This window comes from Flavobacterium sp. Root901 (assembly GCF_001429765.1).
Classification (GTDB): Bacteria; Bacteroidota; Bacteroidia; order Flavobacteriales; family Flavobacteriaceae; genus Flavobacterium.
This window is the reverse complement of record NZ_LMJB01000005.1, coordinates 2261-21451: the sequence shown is the minus strand read 5'-3', so window position 1 is coordinate 21451 and position 19191 is coordinate 2261. Positions and strand designations below refer to the sequence as shown.

Below are 19191 nucleotides of genomic sequence, written 5' to 3'. Positions count from 1 at the left end.
ATGTCATCAAACAAAAAATACTGGAAAAGTGTTGAAGAGCTAGAAAATAGCTCTATTGTTGAGGCGCTTAGAAATAACGAGTTTGTTGAAGAGATTCCTACAGAAGAATTTTTAGGGAATGCAGATGCTTTAGCTTCATCTGGGACTTCACGTCGTGACTTTTTAAAGTACGTAGGATTTAGTACTGCAGCAGTTACACTTGCTGCTTGTGAAGGTCCTGTGCACAAGTCTATCCCTTATGTATTACAACCAGAGCAAATCATTCCTGGTGTTGCAGATTATTATGCAACTACTGTTTTTGATGGTTTTGATTTTGCTAATCTTTTGGTAAAAACTCGTGAGGGTCGTCCAATTAAAATTGAAAACAATACTATTACCGGTGCAAAGTTTTCAGCCAATGCAAGAATTCACGCATCTATCTTAGGATTATATGATAGTAAGCGTTTGAGAGCTCCTAAATTGGATGGAAAAGATAGCAATTGGTCAGCTGTTGATTTAAAAATTAAATCAAGTTTAGCTGATGCAAAAGCTAAAGGCGGTCAGGTAGTATTATTAACAAATACATTAGCAAGTCCATCTACTGAGAAATTAATAGGTGAGTTTATTGCTAAAAACCCAAATGCTAAGCATGTTGTGTATGATGCAGTTTCATCTTCTGAAGCATTAGATGCATTCGAAACTGTATATGGAGAAAGAGCTTTAGTTGATTATGATTTTTCAAAAGCTTCATTAATTGTGTCTGTTGGTGCTGATTTCTTAGGAGACTGGCAAGGTGGTGGATACGATGCTGGATACGCTAAAGGACGTATTCCTCAAAATGGAAAAATGTCACGTCATTTTCAGTTTGAATCAAATATGACATTATCCGGAGCTGCTGCTGATAAGCGTGTTCCAATGACTACAACTGATCAAAAACAAGCTTTAGTTCAAATATATAATATTGTTGTTGGTGCTTCTGTTCCGGTTTCTTTAGATGCTAAATTTAAATCGGAAGTTGTAAAAGCTGCACAACAATTAAAAGCTGCTGGTTCTAAAGGGATTTTAGTATCTGGTATTGAAGACAAAAATGCACAGTTATTAGTTTTGGCAATTAACCAGGCTTTAGCTAGTGAAGCTTTCAGTACTGCAGGTACAAGACAAATTAGAAAAGGTTCTAATGCAGTTGTTTCACAATTAGTAAAAGACATGAACGCAGGAAGTGTTCATACTTTAATTATGAGTGGAGTTAATCCGGTTTATACTTTAGCTGATTCAGCTTCATTTGTATCTGGATTGAAAAAAGTTAAAACATCAGTTGCTTTTTCTTTAAGAGAAGATGAAACTGCAGCCGTATCTACAATCGCTGCTGCTGCACCTCATTATTTAGAGTCTTGGGGAGATGTAGAGCTTACAAAAGGAACTTACAGTTTAACTCAGCCTACTATTCGTCCTATCTTTGATACAAAACAATTTCAGGATGTTTTATTGTCATTAAACGGAACTCCTGTTAAATTCTACGATTATTTAAAAGCTAATTCTGCTTCAGTAATTGCTGGTACTACTTGGAATAAAGTTTTACATGATGGTGTTTTTGTAGTTGGTTCTGCTGCTTTAGCTGGCGGTTCTTATGATTTCGCAGGTGCAGCTAATGCACTTTCAAAATCAAAAGCTTCTGGTGAACTTGAATTAGTTTTATATACTAAAACAGGAATGGGTGATGGACAGCATGCAAACAACCCTTGGTTACAAGAGTTTCCTGATCCAATCACAAGAGTTTCTTGGGATAACTACGTTACAGTTTCAAATGTTGATGCCAAAAAATACAATTTATCTAATGAAATTGTAGCAAATGGTGGTTTAAACGGTAGTTATGCTACTCTTACTTTAGCAGACGGTTCTAAACTGGAAAATGTTCCGGTAATTGTTCAGCCTGGACAAGCTGTTGGTACAGTTGGTTTATCTGTAGGTTATGGCCGTAAAGAAGGTTTAAAAGAAGAAATGCAGGTAGGTTTAAATGCCTATGCTTTATATAAAAATTTCAATAGTGTTCAGTCTGTTTCCATTGCAAAAGCAAATGGAGAACATGAGTTTGCTTGTGTTCAGGGACAGAAAACATTAATGGGAAGAGGAGATATTATTAAAGAAACTACTTTAGAGATCTTCAATACAAGAGATGCAAAAGAATGGAACGAGCAGCCAATGGTTTCATTAGATCACCAGGAAGTAGAAGCTACTACTGTTGATTTATGGGAATCATTTGATCGTACTACAGGGCATCACTTTAATCTTTCTATTGATTTAAATGCTTGTACCGGATGTGGTGCATGTGTAATTGCTTGTCATGCTGAAAACAACGTACCAGTTGTTGGTAAAGCAGAGGTAAGAAGAAGCCGTGATATGCACTGGCTGCGTATCGACAGATATTATTCTTCAGAAAGTACTTTTGAAGGTGATAACGAAAGAAAAGAAAGTATCGCTGGTCTATCTAGTTCATTATCTACATTTAATGAAATGGAAAAACCTGGGGACAACCCACAAGTAGCATTCCAGCCTGTAATGTGTCAACACTGTAACCACGCACCATGTGAAACAGTTTGTCCGGTTGCTGCAACTTCTCACGGTCGTCAGGGTCAAAACCATATGGCATACAACAGATGTGTTGGTACTCGTTACTGTGCTAATAACTGTCCATATAAAGTTCGTCGTTTCAACTGGTTCTTGTATAACAAAAACAGTGAATTCGATTATCACATGAATGATGATTTAGGTCGTATGGTATTAAACCCAGACGTAAACGTTCGTTCTCGTGGAGTTATGGAAAAATGTTCATTCTGTATCCAAAGTACTCAGGCTGTAATTCTTGAGGCTAAACGTCAAGGAAGAGTAGTAGCTAAAGATGAGTTCAACAATGCTTGTGCATGTTCTGCAGCTTGTTCTTCTGGTGCGATGGTATTTGGAGATGTAAATGATAAAGAAAGCGAAGTTGCTAAATTAGCAGAAAGCGAAAGAATGTATCATTTATTAGAGCATGTTGGTACAAAACCAAATGTTTTCTACCACGTAAAAGTTAGAAACACTTAGTAAAATTATTAATTAAGAAACAATATAAAGGATTATGTCGTCTCACTACGAAGCACCCATTAGAAAACCTTTAGTTATAGGTGATAAATCATATCATGATGTAACTGTAGATGTGGCAGCGCCTGTTGAAGGACCTGCAAATAAACAATGGTGGATTGTATTTTCAATCGCATTAATAGCCTTCCTTTGGGGATTAGGCTGTATAATTTACACCGTATCTACCGGTATCGGAACATGGGGATTAAATAAAACAGTTGGTTGGGCTTGGGATATCACGAACTTCGTTTGGTGGGTTGGTATTGGTCACGCCGGAACATTAATTTCTGCGGTATTATTACTTTTCCGTCAGCGTTGGAGAATGGCTATTAACCGATCTGCAGAAGCAATGACTATCTTCTCAGTAGTTCAAGCAGGTTTATTTCCAATTATTCACATGGGACGTCCATGGTTAGCATACTGGGTATTACCTATTCCAAATCAGTTTGGATCTTTATGGGTAAACTTTAACTCACCATTGCTTTGGGACGTATTTGCAATTTCAACTTATCTTTCAGTATCATTAGTTTTCTGGTGGACTGGTTTATTGCCTGACTTTGCCATGCTTCGTGATAGAGCTATAACTCCATTTAATAAAAGAGTTTATTCTATCTTAAGTTTCGGATGGAGTGGAAGAGCTAAAGACTGGCAGCGTTTTGAAGAAGTATCTTTGGTTTTAGCTGGTTTAGCAACACCTCTTGTACTTTCTGTACACACGATTGTATCGATGGACTTTGCTACTTCTGTAATTCCAGGATGGCATACAACAATTTTCCCTCCATACTTCGTTGCCGGAGCGGTATTCTCTGGATTTGCAATGGTAAACACATTGTTGATCGTTATGAGAAAAGTTTCTAACCTTGAAGCATACATTACATTACAGCATATCGAATTAATGAACATCATTATTATGATTACTGGTTCTATCGTTGGTGTAGCTTACATCACTGAGTTATTCGTAGCTTGGTACTCAGGTGTGGAATATGAGCAATATGCATTCTTAAACAGAGCTACTGGACCTTACTGGTGGGCATATTGGTCAATGATGACTTGTAACGTTTTCTCTCCACAGTTCATGTGGTTCAAAAAATTAAGAACAAGTATCATGTTTTCATTTATTATTTCGATTGTAGTAAACATCGGAATGTGGTTTGAAAGATTCGTAATTATTGTTACTTCTTTACATAGAGATTACCTTCCATCTTCTTGGACAATGTTCTCACCAACATTTGTTGATATTGGAATTTTCATCGGAACAATTGGTTTCTTCTTTGTATTGTTTTTATTATACTCTAGAACATTCCCTGTAATTGCTCAGGCAGAGGTAAAAACAATTTTGAAAGGAACAGGAGATAATTACATTAGAGAAAGAGCAAATAAAGATTCACATCATGAGTAATAAAGTAATATACGCCATTTATAATGACGATGATATTTTGATGGATGCAGTAAAGAAAACCAGAGCTGCTCATCATCATATTGAAGAGGTTTTTACTCCATTCCCAGTTCACGGATTGGATAAAGCTATGGGTTTAGCACCAACAAGATTAGCAATTTGTGCTTTCCTATATGGATGTGTTGGTATTTCTGTTGCAACAACAATGATGAGTTATATCATGATTCATGACTGGCCACAGGATATTGGTGGAAAACCAAGTTTTAGTTTCATTCAAAATATGCCTTCTTTTGTGCCAATTATGTTTGAGATGACTGTATTTTTCGCTGCGCACTTAATGGTGATCACTTTTTATATGAGAAGTAGATTATGGCCATTTAAACAAGCTGAAAATCCTGATGTGAGAACAACAGATGACCATTTCTTAATGGAAGTTGCTGTAAACGATAACGAAGCAGAACTTGTTTCTTTTTTCGAAGGTACAGGAGCTGTTGAAGTTAAAGTAATTGAAAAGAATTAATTGTAGCTATGAAAAGGATATATAAAATAAAACTTTTAGTTGGTATGACTATTTTAGTTTCATCTTGCCACAATAATTCGGCGCCAAACTATCAGTACTTTCCAAATATGTATGAATCTGTTGCTTACGAGCCATATACAGAAGCAAAAATATTTAAAGGTGGTAAGGAAGGACAACTTCCTGTTGAAGGAACTATTAATAGAGGTTTTGAACCTTACGAATATGAGAATTCTACAGCAGGTTACGAGTTAGCAAAAGCTAATTTAAAATCACCTCTAACTGAAGAAGAAAGAAACTCAGGAAAAGGAAAAGAACTTTTTGAAATTTACTGTATCAGCTGCCATGGTGCTGCTGGAAACGGTAAAGGTAAATTGGTTGAAAGAGAAAAATTTCTTGGAGTACCTAGTTATAAAGATAGAGAAATCACTGAAGGAAGTATCTTTCATGTTGAGACTTATGGTTTAAATGCAATGGGTTCACATGCAAATCAATTAAGTGCTCACGAACGTTGGTTAGTTGCTGACTATGTTCTGAAACTAAAAAGCCAATTATAATTGTTGAACAAACTGATCGTAATAGATATGTATACATTTTCAAGTAAATTAAAAACTTTTTCTATCATCTTAATGGTTCTGGGACTATTAGGAATTGGGTATGGTTTTTTAAGTGCACCTAAAGATATTCAAGAAGTTGAAAAAATACTAGCTGCTGAGGCTCATGGTGAACATGGTGCTGCACATGCAGAGTCTGCTGAGGCATCTCATAAAGGAGCAGGACATCATGAAGCTGCAGAAGCTTCACATGAAGAGCACAAAGGCGGAGAGCACGCAAAAGTTGGTGCTGCTGATGAGCACACTGAACATTTAAATCATGTATTGCACCAATTGCAAAACAAACCTTGGTCTGCATTATATGTAGCTTGTATTTTCTTTTTACTGCTTTCTATGGGAGTTTTAGCTTTTTATGCTATTCAACAAGTTGCTCAGGCAGGTTGGTCTCCGGTATTATTTAGAGTTATGCAGGGTATTACAGCATATTTACCTGCTGGTTCTATCATCTTTTTTATAATCTTAGTTTTATGCGGATTGCATTTCAATCATATCTTTGTTTGGTTAGGTGAAAATGTCACAAATCCAAAACATGAAGATTATGATGCCATTATTGCTGGTAAATCCGGATATTTAAATTTCCCTTTCTGGATCATTAGAGCTGCTATTTTCTTGGCAGGTTGGAATTTATATCGTTATATATCTAGAAAAAACTGTTTAGCTCAGGATGAGGCAAATGATGATCTTTACTACAAAAAGAACTTCAAAGCTTCTGCTGGATTCTTGGTATTCTTTATTGTTTCTGAGTCTATTATGTCTTGGGATTGGATTATGTCATTTGACCCACACTGGTTTAGTACATTATTCGGATGGTATGTATTTGCTTCTTTCTTTGTAAGTGGTATTACATCTATTGCTTTAGTAACAATATACTTAAAATCAAAAGGATATTTAGAGTATGTAAATACTAGCCATATTCACGATTTAGCTAAGTTCATGTTTGGTATTAGTGTATTCTGGACTTACTTATGGTTCTCTCAGTTTATGTTGATCTGGTATGCTAACATTCCGGAAGAGGTGACATATTTTGTAACAAGAATTCAATTATATAACTTACCTTTCTTTGGAGCGGTTGTTATGAACTTTGTTTTCCCATTATTAATATTAATCAATACTGACTTCAAACGTCTTAGCTGGGTTATTGTAATGGCTGGTGTTGTAATTTTATTAGGTCATTATGTTGATTTCTTCAATATGATTATGCCTGGTACGGTTGGAGACAAATGGTTTATTGGAGTTCCTGAAATTGCATCTATTCTTTTCTTCTTAGGTCTATTTATATTTGTTGTATTTACTGCATTAACTAAATCTCCTTTGCTTGCAAAAAGAAATCCTTTCATCGAAGAAAGTAAACATTTTCATTATTAATATTTAAAGAAGTAAACAGATGACAAGTTTGTTGGTAATTATAGTTTTAGTTTTATTAGCAGTTGCATTATGGCAGTTGACCAAGATATTTGATCTTACTCAAGTAGGATCTTCTTCGGACGATTCTCAAGTTGCATCAGATAATGACAATAACATTCAGGGATATATTATGTTTGGCTTTTTAGCTTTCATTTATATATTTACTATTTATGGTTTACTAAAATGGGGTAATTTGGCACTTCATACTCCTGCTTCTGAGCATGGACTTTTAGTAGATAGTTTAATGAATATTACCTGGGTTTTAATTTTTACTGTTCAGGTTATTACGCAAGGTTTATTATATTGGTTTTCTTTTAAAAACAGAGGACACAAAGACAGAAAAGCATTGTTCTTTGCTGATAGTAATAAATTAGAAGCAATCTGGAGTATTATTCCATCTGTAGTTTTAGCTTGTTTAATTCTTTATGGATTATATGCTTGGAATAACATTATGTTTGTGGATAAAGATGAAGATGTTGTAGAAATTGAATTATACGCTCAACAATTTAAATGGACTGCAAGATATGCTGGAAAAGATAACGTTTTAGGAAAAGCTAACGTACGTTTAATTGAAGGTGTAAATACATTAGGAGTTGATATGTCAGATCCTAATGCTCAAGATGATATTGTAGTAACAGAACTTCATATTCCTAAAGGTAAAAAAGTTCATTTTAAAATGCGTTCTCAAGACGTTTTGCACTCAGCTTACATGCCTCATTTTAGAGCGCAGATGAACTGTGTGCCAGGAATGGTTACTGAGTTTGCCTTTGTTCCAACTTATACTACTGCTGAATACAGAGAGTTGGATTTTATGAAAGAAAAAGTAGCTAACATCAACAAACTTAGAGCTGAGAAAAGCGCTGAATTAGTTGCAAAAGGCGGTACAGCTTTAGATCCTTATACATTTGATTATTTATTATTATGTAATAAAATCTGTGGAGCTTCTCACTATAACATGCAAATGAAAGTTGTAGTTGACACTCCTGAAGATTATAAAAAATGGTTAAGCGAAAAAACAACTTTAGCTCAGGATATTAAAGCAGCAGCGGCTGCTGAAAAACCAGCTGAAGGAGTTGAAGGTGCTGCAGATACTACTGCTAAAATTACAGATACAGTAAAAGCAGTTGTTGATACTGTTAAGGCAGCTGTAGCTAAAGTAGCTATGAAATAATATTATTAAGAAAATTTAAAGTACACATATATGTCAGCAGAAGCGCACGGTCACGATCACGGACACGATCACGAGCACGAACATCATCATAAAGACACGTTCATTACTAAATATATTTTTAGTATTGATCACAAAATGATTGCTAAACAATACTTGATTACTGGTATTGTTATGGGAGTAATTGGTATTGCAATGTCCTTGCTTTTCAGAATGCAGTTAGCGTGGCCAGAAGAGTCTTTTAAAATATTCAATGTTTTATTAGGAGATAAATTTGCACCTGATGGTGTAATGGCAAATGATATTTATTTAGCTTTAGTTACAATCCATGGTACCATAATGGTATTCTTTGTACTGACAGCCGGTTTAAGTGGAACTTTTAGTAATTTACTTATTCCGCTTCAGATTGGAGCGCGAGATATGGCTTCCGGATTTATGAACATGATTTCATACTGGTTATTTTTCTTATCTGCTGTAGTAATGTTATGTTCTTTATTTGTTGAAGCTGGACCAGCTTCTGCAGGTTGGACAATTTATCCTCCATTGAGTGCATTACCACAAGCTATCCCAGGATCTGGAACAGGTATGACTTTATGGTTAGTTTCAATGGCTATCTTTATCGCTTCTTCTTTAATGGGATCGTTAAACTACATTGTAACGGTTATTAATTTAAGAACTAAAGGAATGTCTATGACTAGACTTCCACTTACAATCTGGACATTTTTCGTAACTGCTATTATTGGTGTTATTTCATTCCCGGTATTATTATCAGCTGCTTTATTATTAATTTTTGATAGAAGTTTTGGTACTTCATTCTTCTTATCAGACATCTATATTGCAGGAGAGGTTTTACATTATCAGGGAGGTTCTCCGGTATTATTTGAACACTTATTCTGGTTCTTGGGTCACCCTGAGGTTTACATCGTAATCTTACCAGCAATGGGTCTTGTTTCTGAAATTATGGCTACAAACTCTCGTAAACCAATCTTTGGTTACAGAGCGATGATTATGTCAGTTCTTGCAATTGCATTCTTATCTACTATTGTTTGGGGTCACCACATGTTTATTTCAGGTATGAATCCTTTCTTAGGATCTGTATTTACTTTTACAACTTTGTTGATTGCAATTCCATCTGCTGTAAAAGCGTTTAACTGGATTACAACTTTATGGAAAGGTAACTTACAATTTAACCCTGCAATGTTGTTCTCTATCGGGATGGTTTCTACTTTCATTACTGGAGGTTTAACCGGGATCATTTTAGGAGACAGTACTTTAGATATTAACGTTCATGATACTTACTTCGTAATTGCTCACTTTCACTTAGTAATGGGTATCTCTGCACTTTATGGAATGTTTGCTGGTATTTACCACTGGTTCCCTAAAATGTACGGAAGAATGTTAAATAAAAATTTAGGTTATATTCACTTTTGGGTAACTGCAGTTTGTGCTTATGGAGTATTCTTCCCAATGCACTTTATTGGATTAGCTGGTTTACCTAGACGTTATTATACAAATACGAACTTCCCATTATTTGATGATTTGCAAAATGTGAATGTTTTAATTACAACATTTGCCCTTGTAGGAGGTGCGTTCCAATTAGTATTCTTATACAACTTCTTTAGCAGTATTTTCTACGGTAAGAAAGCGATTCAAAATCCATGGAAATCTACAACTTTAGAGTGGACAACTCCGGTTGAGCATATTCACGGAAACTGGCCTGGAGAAATTCCTCATGTATATCGTTGGCCGTATGACTACAGTAACCCGAATCATGATGTAGATTTTGTACCACAAAATGTACCAATGAAAGAAGGTGAAGAAGTTTTACACCACTAGAAAAAAATAACAAAAGACTGTCAGAAATGGCAGTCTTTTTTGTTTAGTTAAAGTTTTGATCGTTCATTTTTACTGTTTTACAAACTAATTAGTTTCTATATCTTTGTAGAATGAATGAAAATCTTGATCCTACTAGTAAAGGATATAACTCTGAAGAATTAGATCTTGAAAAAAGATTGCGTCCGCTGTCATTTGATGATTTTGCGGGGCAAGACCAGGTTTTGGAAAATCTAAAAGTTTTTGTTGCAGCAGCTAATCAACGTGGTGAGGCACTTGATCATGCATTATTTCATGGTCCTCCGGGATTAGGTAAAACAACTTTGGCTAATATTTTGGCAAATGAATTAGAAGTTGGTATCAAAATTACTTCCGGACCTGTTCTTGATAAACCAGGGGATTTGGCAGGACTGCTTACCAATCTTGATGAAAGAGATGTTTTGTTTATTGATGAAATTCATCGTTTGAGTCCTATTGTCGAAGAGTATTTATATTCTGCGATGGAAGATTTCAAAATAGATATTATGATTGAATCAGGTCCTAATGCAAGAACTGTTCAAATCAATCTAAATCCTTTTACGTTAATTGGAGCAACTACCCGTTCCGGATTATTAACAGCTCCAATGAGAGCCCGTTTTGGTATTTCATCCCGTTTGCAGTATTACTCTACGGAACTTTTGACCACTATTGTTGAACGAAGTGCCGGAATATTAAAAATGCCAATTGATCTGGAAGCTGCAATCGAAATTGCAGGCAGAAGCAGGGGCACACCTCGTATTGCAAATGCTTTATTGAGAAGAGTTCGTGATTTTGCCCAGATAAAAGGTAACGGAACAATTGATCTTGAAATATCTAAATATGCATTAAAAGCCCTAAATGTTGATGCACATGGATTGGATGAAATGGACAATAAGATTTTATTGACTATCATTAATAAATTTAAGGGCGGACCTGTTGGTCTTTCAACTTTGGCTACAGCCGTATCTGAAAGCAGTGAAACTATTGAAGAAGTTTATGAACCATTCCTGATTCAGGAAGGATTTATCATGCGTACTCCTCGTGGTCGTGAGGTTACAGATAAAGCTTATAAGCACTTAGGGAAGATTAATGTTAATATCCAGGGAGGATTATTTTAAATTTAAACTATGAAGAATTTCCTTTTATTTTTATTATTTAGTTGTTTCTGCTCTTTTAGCCAAACTAAAAATCCTCAGCATCTGGCTTATGGAAAAGCACCACAACAAGTTTTAGATTTATATGTTCCAAGTGGTAACTTAAACGATTTACCAGTTGTTATACTTCTTCATGGAGGAGCGTGGTCAATGGGCGGACTTGAATATACAAGTAAACATGCCAAAGATATATGTGATAAAGGATTTGTTGTTGCTAATGTTGATTATCGATATGTTAGTAATAAAATTTCTGCGCGGGATTTATTAGCAGATATTGATGCAGCTATTACTTATGTTTCAGAAGCTTCCGGGAAATACGGTTATCCTAAAAAAGGATATCATATTGTTGGAATTAGTGCAGGCGCTCATTTGGCATTATTGTATGGTTATACCAAAAAGAATATGAGATCTATAACGGCACTGTGTGCCCCATCAAGATTGAATTCTCCTGAAGCTGTAGCGTTTATGAAGAAAAATGGTCATTTGGATATCATCGAAAAACTGGCAGCAGCTAAAATAGATACAACTTCAGACAATGCTGCATTAATTAAAATAAGCCCATTTAATGTTATTTCAAATATACCAACACTCTTGATTCATGGTGATGCAGATAATTTAGTAAACGTGAGCCAGTCTCAGGATCTTTACAATGAATTAAAAAGCAAAGGCATAGATTCAAAATTGCTTATTAGAGAAGGCAAAGGACATGATGTTGGAATGAATACACCTGATACAGAAGTTCAGAATATAAAAGATATTACAGAATGGATTCTGCTGCACAATAAATAAATTTGGTTAATGAGAAAAACTAAACATCAGCACAAAGATGTTTATTTTAATTCTATTCAAAATGTCTGAAAACAAAAAATATAATTACCCGGGCAGGCTTTCGATATTAAGGTTTTTGAAAGATGCTGAAGGTGTTCGAAGAAATCCGATTCCTTTTCATAAGAGATATTTCGAAAAATTTGGAGATTCTTTTGCTATTAGAATTGGTTTCTCTAAACATATCATTTTGTCAAGAGACAATGAAATTGCACAATATATTTTAGTTAAAAATCAAAAGAATTATCATAAATCTAAATTTCAGTCTATATATCTTTCAAAATATTTAGGAAAAGGACTTTTAACCAGCGATGGTGATTTTTGGTTAAAACAAAGAAGACTTATCCAGCCGGCATTTCATAAACAAAAAATGAATCAGCTGGTTGATAATATGAACAGTACTATTACTTTGGAAATAGATAATTTGGTTGAAGATCAATCAATTAATGTTTTTCCTGTAATGAGTAATCTGGCATTTAATGTTGTAGCAAAATCTTTATTTCAGCTTTCGACAGCTGAAAATAAATTTGAACGTATAAAATTTATTATTGAAGAAGTTCAGAATTTCTTAATAAAGGAAATTAGACTACCTCATAAAGCATGGTGGTTTTCATTGAGTGGTCAGGTAAAGAAACATCTTAAACTTGCAGAAGAAAATAACAATATTATTCGTGAAATTATTGAAGAGAGAAAATCTTCAACAGAAGAAATAAATGATTTGCTAAATATGCTTTTGGAAACCAGATATGAAGATACTGGAGAAAGTATGTCTATTGAACAATTGATTGACGAAATCAAAGTTTTGTTTATTGCGGGACATGAAACAACTGCAAATGCTTTAACATTTACACTTTATCTTTTAGGAAAGAATCCGGAAGTACAACAAAAAATATTAAATGAGATTGTTGAGATTGAATCGCATACGGAAAATATTGTCGAGAAACTTCAAAAAATGACATATACAAATGCTGTTTTAAATGAATCGATGCGTTTATATCCGCCAGCATGGATTACGGACAGACAAAATCTTGAAGATGATTCTCTTGGAGAGTTTAAAATAAAAAAAAATACATTAATTGGAGTTTCTTTTTATGAATTGCATCGTAATCCCAAATATTGGGAAAATCCAGATGAATTCATTCCTGAACGCTTTCTCGGCGAGCAAAAAAAAGAGTCCATGCAATATTTCTATCCGTTTGGTGCCGGGCCAAGAATGTGCATTGGAACCGGATTTGCCATTTATGAAATGTGTCTGACAATATCTCAAATTGTAAAAAAATATGTCATTAAATCTCAGAATTATACAGTACAATTTAATCCTCTCATTACGCTAAAGCCTGTCAATGTTGAAGTTTCATTTTCTAAAAGATGAGTATCAATTCAAAAGAAACATATTCAAAATTTATAAAAGAAGAAGCCAAAAGACTGGGTTTTATTTCTTGTGGAATATCTCAGGCTGGTTTTTTAGAACAGGAAGCACCCCGGCTTGAAAAATGGCTGAATAATAACCATAATGGTCAGATGGCGTATATGGAAAACCATTTTGATAAACGTTTAGATCCGACCTTATTGGTTGATGATGCTAAAAGTGTAGTGTCTCTTTTGCTGAATTATTTTCCTTCAGAATCTCAGAATACAGACAGTTTTAAAATATCAAAATATGCATATGGTCAGGATTATCATTTTGTAATTAAAGAAAAATTAAAGGAACTTCTATATTCCATTCAAGAGAATATTGGTGAAGTTTCTGGCCGCGCATTTGTAGATTCTGCTCCGGTTCTGGACAAAGCCTGGGCTGCTAAAAGCGGTTTAGGATGGATAGGTAAGAACAGTAATTTAATTACCCAGAAAGTTGGCTCCTTTTATTTTATAGCAGAATTAATTTTAGATTTAGACTTAGAATATGATCATGCCGTAACAGATCACTGCGGTTCCTGTACGGCATGTATTGATGCTTGTCCTACACAGGCAATTCTTGCGCCATATATAGTTGATGGAAGTAAATGTATTTCTTATTATACGATTGAACTAAAAGAAAATATCCCTGATGATATGAAAGGGAAATTTGATGACTGGATGTTTGGTTGTGATACTTGTCAGGATGTCTGTCCTTGGAACCGATTTTCTAAACCTCATTCTGAACCACTTTTTAATCCAAATCCGGATTTAATTTCCTTTTCTAAAAAAGAATGGTCAGAAATTACTGAAGAAACTTTCCAAAAAGTTTTTAAAAATTCCCCTATAAAAAGAACAAAATTCGACGGACTTAAACGAAATATAAAATTTCTGAAGTAAGTCCTGTCAGGAATATTTTATTACAATTTTTTATTTTTTATAATTTTAATCAAATATCTGAAAATCAGTATTTTGTGTTCATTTTCTGTAGCTTTATGTTTTCTTATTTGTAAGATAATGTTGCGTTTTTGTTACTAAATCTTCAAAATATTGCAATTATATTAAAAAATTAAGAAATTTCTGTTGATTTGTTGTTAAATCACTATGTTTATTGGCATTCCAAAGTTATTTTTTGTCGACAAAAAGTGTATTTCAACGTTTTTCTGGGTAGTTTATCGAGTAATGTAGCTAGTATTGAGGTGTTTATATACTTTCGCGCCACCAAATCTGCTAATTTAATCCAAAGACAACTATGTGTCCTGAACCCGAAAAAATTATGGTCTATAAGATTTCTTATCTTTTTAATGATTTTGATAAAACTTTTTTCAATAATCGTAAATCTACCCTTTTATTTTTTTCGTATCTGCTAAATAATCTGATCATCATTCTTTGGTCTTCAGCTTCTATAATATCCTTTACTCAAATTAATACCGAGTCTGTATATGCGTAACTTTACTTTTAATTGGTTTAAATTTATCAAACCACAATTTCTTGTTTTGTTTTTTTTACTAATAAGCTATAGTGCTTCAGCTCAATTTTATACGAAGCATTATATTGCCCCTGCACCGTGGCAATATTTTAGTAAAGCCAATGAAATTGTTATAGCAACAAATTCTACAACTACTGTAAACATTACTCTCTCAAAAAGTAATGGTACTTTGGTAACAAATTTAACTGCAGTAAAAGGAACTCCTGCTGTTTATAGATTTGCAGGTTTGCCTAAAGATGCTCCTGCGTTTGCTTTAAATACTATTTTAAATGGCGCGGGATTAATAATTAATGCTAACGCTCCGGTTTCTATTAATTTACGAAATGTTGCTTCTGATGCTTTAGGAGGCGATGGAAGTGATCAGGATATTAAAGGAAATGCGGCATTAACCAGTTTTGGAGATGCCGGAATTGGAATAAGATTCAGAGTAGGATATTACAGAGATGGCTCTTTGGGTAATTTTAGCGGTTTTGGAGATCAGCGCCCTATTTACAGCATTATGGCTACTGTTGACAATACAACTGTAAAAATTAATAATGCTGCTGTAACGACATTAAACGCCGGACAAAGTTATTTATTTAAAGCGGCAATAGGGACATTGGTAGAATCTTCGAACCCTGTTGTAATGAATACTTCTGCAGCTATAGACATGCCAGATGGTTGTGGAGATGGTGCTTTTAATCAGATCCCGCCAGAATCAGTTTTAGGGACTGAATATTTTATTGAAAGAGGTAAAGGAAATGATACTGCAGAACAAACTACTGTAGTTGCTACAAAAGACAACACAGTTTTAACAATAGATACTTATTCGACAACCGGGGCATTAGTAGGTACAACTAACGTAACTTTAGCTACAGCAGGAAGTTTTTATACTTTTCGTAATGGTGTTTCAAATACGAGCTTTTCAGCATCACGTGTTTTTGCAGATAAGAAAATTGTTGTTTACTCCGGAACGGCTCAATCTTGTGAGGTTGATATTTCTACAATCGCACCGGTATCAGAATGCGGCGGATCTAATTTTATAGAAACGGCAAAGTTTAGAAATTATGGCACAGGTTCATTACCTTATTTTGGATATATTCTTTTAAGAAGTGCTACAGACGTAGTATCTGTTAATGGAACAAATATTGAAACTGTAAGCGGTATAGCAGCGCGTCATCAATTAGGAACGACGGGTTGGTATATAATTAATTTTGAGGACACTCAAATCGGAAGTCCAAATATTCTCTCTATATCAAGTGCTGCTAAATTGACGGTTTCAATTGTGCAGCAAGGAGGGGGATTCTCAATGGCAGGTTTCTTTTCAAATTTTGCTGTTCAGCCAGAAGATCCAACGATGACATATATTTCAGGCGGAGGCTGTACTAACAATAAAGCAGAACTAACAACACCTGCAGGTTTTGCTCCTTATCAGTGGTATTTTAACGGAACAGCTATTGCTGGAGCCAATTCATCAACTTATACGGCTACAAAAACAGGTGCATATTCTGTAGCTTCAACTTTAACTTGTGGAGCACAAACTCAATCAAAACCTGTAAGTGTTACTTTATGTACAGATTTAGGAATTACAAAAACGGTTGATAATGCAACACCATGTATAGGTTCTAACGTAGAGTTTACGATTAAAGTTAGTAATTTAGGAGGTAATAATATTTCAGGAGTTTCTGTAAATGATTTGCTTCCTTCAGGTTACACTTATGGAAGCTCGACGCCATCAGCCGGAGCTTATGATTCTGCAACAGGTATTTGGAGTATTGGAGATATAGATGCTCAGACATCTGCAACATTAAAAATTATTGCATCGATAAATGCATCAGGTAATTATACAAATACAGCATCTTTACCTTCTTCAATAGATACTAATACGGCAAACAATTCTGCAAGTGCGGCGGTAACACCAAAATCATCCATTTTTGTTGTAACAAATCCAGCAACAGTATGCGCACCGTCTACAGTAGATTTGACTGCTCCGGCAGTTACAGCAGGAAGTACTCCAAATATGACACTTTCGTATTGGACAGATGCAAATGCATCTGTTGCTTACACAACACCAGCTGCTGTTACTACTTCTGGGACGTATTATATAAAAGCAGTTTCTGCCGACGGATGTCAGTTTATAAAACCAGTTGTTGTAACAATAAATGCACAGGCAGGTACACCTACAATTTCAGCAAGTGGTTCAACTACATGTGCGACAGGAAGTGTTGTATTAACATCATCGGGTAATTCAGGGACTTATTTATGGTCAACTGGAGAAACAACAAAAAGTATTACAGTTACTGCGAACGGAAGTTACACTGTTAAAAGAATAAATGCTGCAGGATGTCCTGGAAATAGCTCTGCGGCAACTGTAGTAACTTTTACACCAGCAGCTCCAACAGCTTCTGCTCAGACTTTTTGTTCTTCTGAAAATAAAAAAGTTAGTGATTTAGTTGCGTCTGGAACTAATTTAAAATGGTATAGCGCTGCAACTGGAGGAACAGCTCTTCCAGCGGCTCAAGCTTTGGCAACCGGTGATTACTATGCAAGCCAAACGGTAAGCGGATGTGAAAGTTCACGCACCCAGGTATCTGTAACTATTAATACTACATCTTCTGCACCAGTTGCTTCTTCACAGACATTCTGCGCTGCTGATAATAAAAAAGTAAGTGATTTAGTTGCTGCAGGAACCAATTTGAAATGGTATAATGTGTCTTCAGGAGGTACAGCACTTCCTGCAAATCAAATATTAACTAGTGGAAATTATTATGTAAGTCAGACTGCAAATAGTTGTGGTGAGAGTACCAGAACTTTAGTAGTCGTTACTATAAATACAGTTCCGGCTGCTCCAGCTGCATCTTCACAAACATTTTGTGCAATTGATGCTAAAAAAGTGAGTGATTTAGCTGCGACTGGAACCAATTTAAAATGGTACAACGCTGCAACAAACGGAACCTTATATACAGGAACTGAAACCTTGGTAACAGGGACATATTATGTAAGCCAAAGTACTAATAGCTGTGGAGAAAGTCCAAGAACTTCGGTAGCAGTTACAGTAAACAATACAGCCGCTCCAACAGCATCTTCACAGACATTTTGTGCAATTGATGCTAAAAAAGTTAGTGATTTAGCTGCTTCAGGAACTAATTTAAAATGGTATAGTGCAAATACTGGAGGAACACTTTATACAGGAACAGAGACTTTGACTTCTGGGAATTATTATGTAAGCCAGACTTTAAACAGCTGCGAAAGTACAAGAACTTTAGTATCGGTTACAGTAAATAATACACCAGCTCCAACGGCATCTTCGCAGACATTTTGTGCAGCCGATGCTAAAAAAGTCAGTGATTTAACTGCTACAGGAACCAATTTAAAATGGTACAGTGCTTCAACTGGCGGAACATTATACACAGGAACTGAAACTTTAATATCTGCAAATTATTATGTAAGTCAGACTCTAACTGGATGTGAAAGTGCCAGAACGTTAGTTTCAGTAACTGTAAATCCTACACCATCAGCCCCAACTATTACGGCAAACGGACCTACTACATTTTGTTCTGGCGGAAGTGTAATACTGACTTCAAGTGGAGGAAATAGTTATTTGTGGTCAACAGGAGCTACTACTCAATCTATTACAGTATCTGCTTCAGGAAATTATAGTGTGAGAATAGCAAATGCTTCAGGATGTCAAAGTGCAGCTTCTGCAACTACAGCAGTTACTGTAAATCCAATTCCAGCTGTTCCGGCATTAAGCGCTGTTACCCAGCCTACGTGCTCGACAGCAACAGGAAGTTTTACCATTTCAAACTACAATGCTTCTAATACTTATGCGGTAAGCCCTTCAACAGGGGTTACCCAGTCAGGGAATACAATTACAGCTCCGGCAGGAAGCTACACAGTAACGGCTGCGGCTAACGGATGTACATCGGCTGCTTCATCAGCTGCTGTGATCAACGCCCAGCCTGCAACTCCTGCAGTTCCGACATTAAGCGCTGTTACCCAGCCTACATGTTCANGCACCGGCAGGAAGTTATACTGTTACGGCTTCGGCTAACGGATGTACATCGGCTGCTTCATCAGCTGCTGTGATCAACGCCCAGCCTGCAACTCCTGCAGTTCCGACATTAAGCGCTGTTACCCAGCCTACATGTTCARCTGCAACGGGAAGTTTTACAATCTCAAACTACAGYGCTTCCAATACTTATGCGGTAAGCCCTTCAACAGGAGTTACCCAGTCCGGAAACACGATTACGGCACCGGCAGGAAGTTATACTGTTACGGCTTCGGCTAACGGATGTACATC

General features: G+C 35.6%; 12 protein-coding genes and 1 pseudogene. All 13 read left to right on the top strand.

The annotated features are described in order from the left end of the window. Positions 1 to 3060, top strand: a complete 3060-nt coding sequence (locus ASE21_RS03790) for a TAT-variant-translocated molybdopterin oxidoreductase (protein ID WP_057121241.1) — start codon at positions 1 to 3, stop codon at positions 3058 to 3060. A 34-nt stretch (positions 3061 to 3094) separates the two neighbouring features. Then, on the top strand, positions 3095 to 4495 hold the full coding sequence (nrfD, locus tag ASE21_RS03785) for an NrfD/PsrC family molybdoenzyme membrane anchor subunit (protein WP_042566279.1): 1401 nt from the start codon (positions 3095 to 3097) through the stop codon (positions 4493 to 4495). Continuing rightward, positions 4488 to 5012 (top strand): DUF3341 domain-containing protein, encoded by a 525-nt coding sequence (locus ASE21_RS03780; protein ID WP_025572651.1) that lies wholly within the window; start codon positions 4488 to 4490, stop codon positions 5010 to 5012. Before nrfD ends, ASE21_RS03780 begins: the two co-directional genes overlap by 8 nt. Before the next feature lie 8 nt (positions 5013 to 5020). After that, entirely contained in the window at positions 5021 to 5566 is a 546-nt protein-coding gene (locus ASE21_RS03775) for a c-type cytochrome (protein WP_057121240.1), read from the top strand. A gap of 27 nt (positions 5567 to 5593) precedes the next feature. After that, on the top strand, positions 5594 to 6988 hold the full coding sequence (locus ASE21_RS03770) for a hypothetical protein (protein ID WP_057122321.1): 1395 nt from the start codon (positions 5594 to 5596) through the stop codon (positions 6986 to 6988). Positions 6989 to 7007: 19 nt separating this feature from the next. Continuing rightward, complete coding sequence (locus tag ASE21_RS03765) at positions 7008 to 8198, top strand: cytochrome c oxidase subunit II (protein WP_057121239.1); 1191 nt, start codon at positions 7008 to 7010, stop codon at positions 8196 to 8198. 30 nt (positions 8199 to 8228) lie between these two features. Beyond that, on the top strand, positions 8229 to 10031 hold the full coding sequence (locus tag ASE21_RS03760; protein ID WP_057121238.1) for a cbb3-type cytochrome c oxidase subunit I: 1803 nt from the start codon (positions 8229 to 8231) through the stop codon (positions 10029 to 10031). Positions 10032 to 10141: 110 nt separating this feature from the next. Further along, the gene (gene ruvB, locus ASE21_RS03755) at positions 10142 to 11164 is read left to right on the top strand and encodes a Holliday junction branch migration DNA helicase RuvB (protein WP_057121237.1); all 1023 of its coding nucleotides are present in this window, start codon (positions 10142 to 10144) and stop codon (positions 11162 to 11164) included. A 9-nt stretch (positions 11165 to 11173) separates the two neighbouring features. Then, a complete protein-coding gene (locus ASE21_RS03750; protein ID WP_057121236.1) occupies positions 11174 to 11989 on the top strand; it encodes an alpha/beta hydrolase in 816 nt (271 codons plus the stop codon). A gap of 61 nt (positions 11990 to 12050) precedes the next feature. Then, positions 12051 to 13397 carry a cytochrome P450 gene (locus ASE21_RS03745; protein ID WP_057121235.1) on the top strand — a complete coding sequence of 449 codons (1347 nt, stop codon included), beginning with the start codon at positions 12051 to 12053 and terminating at the stop codon, positions 13395 to 13397. Beyond that, positions 13394 to 14320 (top strand): tRNA epoxyqueuosine(34) reductase QueG, encoded by a 927-nt coding sequence (queG, locus tag ASE21_RS03740; RefSeq protein WP_057121234.1) that lies wholly within the window; start codon positions 13394 to 13396, stop codon positions 14318 to 14320. The genes ASE21_RS03745 and queG overlap by 4 nt, the downstream gene beginning before the upstream one ends. 542 nt (positions 14321 to 14862) lie before the next feature. After that, positions 14863 to 18903, top strand: a pseudogene (locus tag ASE21_RS22435) (hypothetical protein); the annotation flags it as partial. 1 nt (position 18904) lies between these two features. Next, on the top strand, positions 18905 to 19191 hold a 287-nt coding region (locus ASE21_RS21915), incomplete at both ends, for a hypothetical protein (protein WP_206779246.1).

Coding starts and splice junctions, on each gene's coding strand:
- ASE21_RS03770 (WP_057122321.1), top strand. CDS start 5,594: ATGTATACATTTTCAAGTAAATTAAAAACTTTTTCTATCATCTTAATG.
- ruvB (WP_057121237.1), top strand. CDS start 10,142: ATGAATGAAAATCTTGATCCTACTAGTAAAGGATATAACTCTGAAGAA.
- ASE21_RS03745 (WP_057121235.1), top strand. CDS start 12,051: ATGTCTGAAAACAAAAAATATAATTACCCGGGCAGGCTTTCGATATTA.
- ASE21_RS03780 (WP_025572651.1), top strand. CDS start 4,488: ATGAGTAATAAAGTAATATACGCCATTTATAATGACGATGATATTTTG.
- nrfD (WP_042566279.1), top strand. CDS start 3,095: ATGTCGTCTCACTACGAAGCACCCATTAGAAAACCTTTAGTTATAGGT.
- queG (WP_057121234.1), top strand. CDS start 13,394: ATGAGTATCAATTCAAAAGAAACATATTCAAAATTTATAAAAGAAGAA.
- ASE21_RS03790 (WP_057121241.1), top strand. CDS start 1: ATGTCATCAAACAAAAAATACTGGAAAAGTGTTGAAGAGCTAGAAAAT.
- ASE21_RS03750 (WP_057121236.1), top strand. CDS start 11,174: ATGAAGAATTTCCTTTTATTTTTATTATTTAGTTGTTTCTGCTCTTTT.
- ASE21_RS03775 (WP_057121240.1), top strand. CDS start 5,021: ATGAAAAGGATATATAAAATAAAACTTTTAGTTGGTATGACTATTTTA.
- ASE21_RS03760 (WP_057121238.1), top strand. CDS start 8,229: ATGTCAGCAGAAGCGCACGGTCACGATCACGGACACGATCACGAGCAC.
- ASE21_RS03765 (WP_057121239.1), top strand. CDS start 7,008: ATGACAAGTTTGTTGGTAATTATAGTTTTAGTTTTATTAGCAGTTGCA.